Raw genomic sequence first — 4,693 nt, forward strand, 5'->3', positions numbered from 1 at the left:
CTGCGTCGGCGCGGTCGCCATGGGGATTTCACCGATTTTCGTGCGGTTTGCCGCAGCCGACGTTGGACCGTACGCGAGCGCCTTCTGGCGTGTCGCTCTCTCCTTGCCGATCGTTTATGCCTGGATGCGGATCGAAGAACGGCCCGGTTCATCCGAGCGGCCACTTGTCTTCTTCAGCCGAGCATCGATCCTCGCGGGCCTCGCCTTCACCGGCGACCTTTTCTTCTGGCACCTGTCGATCCTGAGAACGACGGTCGCCAACGCGACATTCTTCGCTGCGGGCGCTCCGCTCTTCGTCATTCTCATCACCTGGCTCGTCCTCAAGCAGAGGATCCAGACAGGGACGGTGGTCGGACTTCTGATCTGCCTTGCTGGAGGCGCGGCCCTGATCGGCCAAAGCCTCCAGGTTCATCCCGACCGCCTGCAAGGCGATCTGTTCGGCATCGCCACGGCATTCTTCTTTGGCCTCTATTTCATTGCAATGGGCCGGGCGCGGGAAAAAGCGGGGGCAGCGCGAGTGACATTCGAGGCGGGCCTCGTGACGAGCCTGTGCCTTCTTGCCATCGCTCTCGCCCTTGAAACCCGCATCGTTCCGCAGACCTGGCAGGGGATCTCGGCTCTGGCGGCGATGGCGTTCATCAGCCAGGCGGGCGGCCAGGGTCTTCTTGCCGTCGCGCTCGGTCGTCTGCCGGCGACGTTCTCATCCCTGGTGATTTTTCTCGAAGCGATGGCTGCGGCGGTATTTGGCTGGCTGATCCTCGGCGAAGCCTTGACGCCGGTGCAGGCCGGCGGGGGTGCGCTCATCCTGTTCGGCATCTGGGTCGCACGTCCGAAAGCGGCGTCATAGCCGGCTAACTGTCCACAGGCATTTCACTGTGATAATTTTGCATTCTTTCCTTGTTACGTTTTCGCGGGTCTTGATGCCCCGTCCGTTCTGACCGACAACGATTCGACATACTTATTTGAAATTTGGCCGCTCCTTTTGCCGGATCGAACCAACGTCCATGATCGCCGTTCCCTTCTCATTCGCACGAAACTTGCGGCGAAGCCTTTGGCTTGCGGCGTTTTTTGGCGCCGGCAGCCTCGTTTCGGCTGCGCCCGCGCTGGCCGATCTGCGGCTGTGCAACATGACGCCGGGGCGCGTCGGCGTGGCGTTGGGCTATCGCGATAACCAGGGCTGGGTCACGGAGGGCTGGTGGAACCTGAACTCCCGGTCCTGCGAGACCCTGTTGAAAGGCCAGCTTGCGGGGCGCTTCTACTACGTCTACGCGATCGATTACGACCGCGGCGGCGAATGGACGGGACGCTCGTTCATGTGCACCCGCGAGCGGGAATTCACCATTCGCGGAACAGAGGATTGCCTCGCTCGCGGCTTCGATCGCAGCGGCTTCTTCGAAGTCGACACCGGTGAGCAACAAAGCTGGACGATCCAGTTGACAGATACGAACCGCCCAGGGGGGCCATGAGATATGCGACGCGCACGGCGCACTAAGATTCTTGCCACGTTGGGCCCGGCCTCCGAAAACCCGGAGATGATCGCGCGCCTGTTCGAGGCTGGAGCCGACGTTTTTCGTTTGAACATGAGCCATCTGGCTCGCGAGAAGCTGCCGGAGCGCGTCGAGATGATCCGCAGCGTCGAGGCGAAGTTCAAGCGCCCGATCGCGATTCTGGCTGATCTCCAGGGTCCGAAGCTGCGCGTCGGTACGTTCGAAGGCGACGGCGCGATGCTGAAGAAGGGCCAGAGCTTCATCCTGGATGCGGACAAGACGCCCGGCAACGAGAAGCGCGTCCACCTTCCCCATCCGGAGATTCTGTCCTCTCTCGAGGCCGGCCACACCATCCTCATCGACGACGGTAAGCTTCGCCTGCGGGTCAAGCGGGTCAAGGACGGTCAGGCGGTCACCGAGGTCGAGGTCGCCGGAAAGATTTCGAACCGCAAGGGCGTCAGCCTGCCGGACACGATCATCCCCGTCGCCGCCATGACCGAGAAGGACCGCTCGGATCTCGAAGCGGCCCTCGCCGCCGGCGTCGATTGGATCGCCCTCTCCTTCGTGCAGCGTCCGGAGGACGTCGCCGAGGTGAAGAAGGTGGCGCGCGGCCGCGCCCTCGTCATGTCCAAGCTCGAGAAGCCGCAGGCCATCACGCGCCTCGACGAGATCGTCGAAATTTCCGATGCGGTGATGGTCGCTCGCGGCGATCTCGGCGTCGAGATGCCGCTCGAAAAGGTCCCGGGAATCCAGAAGCGGATCATCCGCGCCGCCCGCAAACTCGGTAAGCCCGTCGTCGTGGCGACGCAGATGCTCGAATCGATGATCACGTCACCGGTTCCCACCCGTGCGGAAGTCTCGGACGTCGCGACGGCCGTCTATGACGGCGCGGACGCGGTGATGCTCTCCGCCGAAAGCGCGTCCGGTCAGTACCCTGTCGAGGCAGTCGCGACGATGAACCGGATCGCCGAAGAGGTGGAGCAGGATCACGCCTATTGGTCGATCATCCAGGCCCAGCGCACGGAGCCGGAAGCCACAGGCTCCGACGCCATCGCCGCCGGCGCGCACCAGATCGCAGATACCCTGCACCTCAAATCCATCGCGGCCTGGACGTCGTCCGGTTCGACGGCGTTCCGCATCGCCCGCGAACGCCCGAATTCCACCGTGCTGGCGCTCACGCCGAACATCAATACGGCCCGTCGTCTGGCCCTGGTATGGGGTGTCCATGCCATCCGGACGAAGGATGCGAGCGACATCGACGACATGACGGCGCGGGCCTGCAAGTTCGCCGTCCGCGAAGGCCTTTCACAGGCGAACGACCGACTCATCATCGTCGCGGGCGTGCCCTTCGGAACGCCCGGCGCCACCAACATGGTGCGCATCGCCTTCGTGACGCAGGAAGACRCCGCGCAGGCCTGACGCCCGCTGGCCAAAGGATCTAGAGGTCGAGTCCGTCGACCTCTAGGGCCAATCTGTCGGTGATTTTCCGGAGCATGGGAAATTGCGGATTGATGGCAAGCGCCTTGCGGTAGGCCGCGAGGGCACGGGCTTTGTCGTCGGAGGCCATGTAAATGTGCCCAAGACCGGCCCAAGCGTTGAACTGACGAGGTTCGATGGTCAGGGTTCGCCTCAGATCGGCCATGGCGTTCGCCGGATCCTCCAGCATGTAGAAGACGGTCGCGCGTTGGTTCCAGGCCTCGGCCCAACTGGGCTGCAACGCGATCACCCGATCCAGCAATTCGACCGCGAGCGGATAATCCTTCTTCTCGACGGCCTGGCCGGCGCGGCTCAGAAGCAGATCCGCCGTGTCCGAGCCCGAGCGCTCCCACCGGCGCTCGATGAGGGCGGCGACGCCCTTCGCTTCGTCCTCGTCCTGGGMCTTGGACAGCCGCTCGAACAGGGCGTCGAGGGTGACGGGCTTGCGCGCCGGCGGCTTTGCCTGCGCGGTCCCCTTGTCCGTCGCCGGAGGCTTAGGACGAGCATCCTGGGCCTGAGCCATCGAGAAACTCAGGGCGATCAGGAGGCCAAGCATGAACGCAAAAAGCCGCATGCCGGAACCATGGAGGATTCCGGCATGCGGCGTCAATTCAGATTTGGCGCGGCATAGCCGCACCGAAGCGCATTAGCCCTGGCGGGCCTTGTAGCGCTTCTGCGTCTTGTTGATGATGTACACCCGACCCTTGCGACGCACGAGCTGGTTGTCGCGGTGACGGCCGCGGATCGACTTCAACGAGTTTCGGATCTTCATGTCCGGTCTCCTGCGGCCATTCGGGAAGGGCCGGATTAATGCAATGGTGGGCGCGGCTGGGATCGAACCAGCGACCCCTACGATGTCAACGTAGTGCTCTCCCGCTGAGCTACGCGCCCCGGAAACGGCTAATTTTCGTACCCGCTTCGTGTGTGGAGGGCGTATACCGGCAAGCAGGCGGGGACGCAAGCCGGGATGACGAACCTTTTTTATGCCGCCATCATTTTGTCGACTTCGTTCACGAGATCGCGCAGGTGAAACGGCTTGGAGAGGATCTTTGCGTCCTTGGGAGCCTGTGAATCCGGGTTCAGCGCAACAGCCGCAAAGCCCGTGATGAACATGACCTTGATTTCAGGATCAAGCTCCGTTGCCCGCCTTGCCAKCTCGATTCCGTCCATTTCCGGCATGACGATATCCGTCAAAAGGAGCTCGAAGGGTTCTTCCCGCAGCCTGTCGTAGGCGGAGAGGCCGTTGTCGAACGAGGCGACGTCGTAGCCAGCGTTTTCCAGGGCCTTCACCAGGAAGCGCCGCATGTCGTTGTCATCTTCTGCCAGAATAATCTTCATCGGTCGGCATTCCCAATCGTCGCGGAGTGTTCCCTTGTTCATGCGACGCAGCCGGTAAACAACGGGTGAAAGCGCCCGCGACCCGGTCGATTTATGCCAAGAATTATTGTCGGAATTATTTGGGAACGATCATCGAAGGAACAACTGAAGAACGACTGGAATAATCAATGGACAGACGGGTGGCGCACCGGCACACTAAGTGAACCGTTCTATTTCCCTTTTTCGAGGCGTCCCAAACCTGATGCGGCCAGCTTTCGCCGAGGATTTCGAACCCCCCTTCATCGTCGTCGAGCCTTCGGTGCAAACGACGCCTTTCGTCTTCAATGTGCCCCATGCCGGGGCCGTCTACCCGGCTTCTTTCCTCGAATCCTCCCGTCTCGATCCCTTGGCCC

6 protein-coding genes and 1 tRNA gene are annotated in these 4,693 nt (G+C 62.2%); 3 read left to right on the forward strand and 4 right to left on the reverse strand.

What is annotated here, in order from left to right; genetic code table 11:
* From AC1DT3_RS12650 to pyk, 3 genes are all read left to right on the forward strand, one after another.
* Positions 1-847, forward strand: an 847-nt coding sequence (locus AC1DT3_RS12650; RefSeq protein WP_477465606.1) for a DMT family transporter, incomplete at its 5' end; no start/stop codon positions are given.
* A 157-nt stretch (positions 848-1,004) separates the two neighbouring features.
* Positions 1,005-1,466, forward strand: a complete 462-nt coding sequence (locus AC1DT3_RS12655) for a DUF1036 domain-containing protein (RefSeq protein ID WP_477465607.1) — start codon at positions 1,005-1,007, stop codon at positions 1,464-1,466.
* Positions 1,467-1,469: 3 nt separating this feature from the next.
* Positions 1,470-2,906 (forward strand): pyruvate kinase, encoded by a 1,437-nt coding sequence (gene pyk / locus AC1DT3_RS12660; RefSeq protein ID WP_477465608.1) that lies wholly within the window; start codon positions 1,470-1,472, stop codon positions 2,904-2,906.
* A gap of 19 nt (positions 2,907-2,925) precedes the next feature.
* On the opposite strand, the gene AC1DT3_RS12665 is transcribed toward pyk, so the two are convergent.
* The 4 genes from AC1DT3_RS12665 to cpdR form a co-directional block, all read right to left on the reverse strand.
* The gene (locus AC1DT3_RS12665) at positions 2,926-3,537 is read right to left on the reverse strand and encodes a tetratricopeptide repeat protein (RefSeq protein ID WP_477465609.1); all 612 of its coding nucleotides are present in this window, start codon (positions 3,535-3,537) and stop codon (positions 2,926-2,928) included.
* A gap of 72 nt (positions 3,538-3,609) precedes the next feature.
* Positions 3,610-3,735 (reverse strand): type B 50S ribosomal protein L36, encoded by a 126-nt coding sequence (gene ykgO, locus AC1DT3_RS12670; RefSeq protein ID WP_009763379.1) that lies wholly within the window; start codon positions 3,733-3,735, stop codon positions 3,610-3,612.
* 44 nt (positions 3,736-3,779) lie between these two features.
* Positions 3,780-3,854 (reverse strand) — tRNA-Val (locus tag AC1DT3_RS12675).
* Between the two features lie 90 nt (positions 3,855-3,944).
* The gene (gene cpdR / locus AC1DT3_RS12680; RefSeq protein ID WP_477465610.1) at positions 3,945-4,301 is read right to left on the reverse strand and encodes a cell cycle two-component system response regulator CpdR; all 357 of its coding nucleotides are present in this window, start codon (positions 4,299-4,301) and stop codon (positions 3,945-3,947) included.
* Between the last annotated feature and the right edge of the window lie 392 nt (positions 4,302-4,693).

Source organism: Microvirga sp. P4_G7 (genome assembly GCF_056401005.1).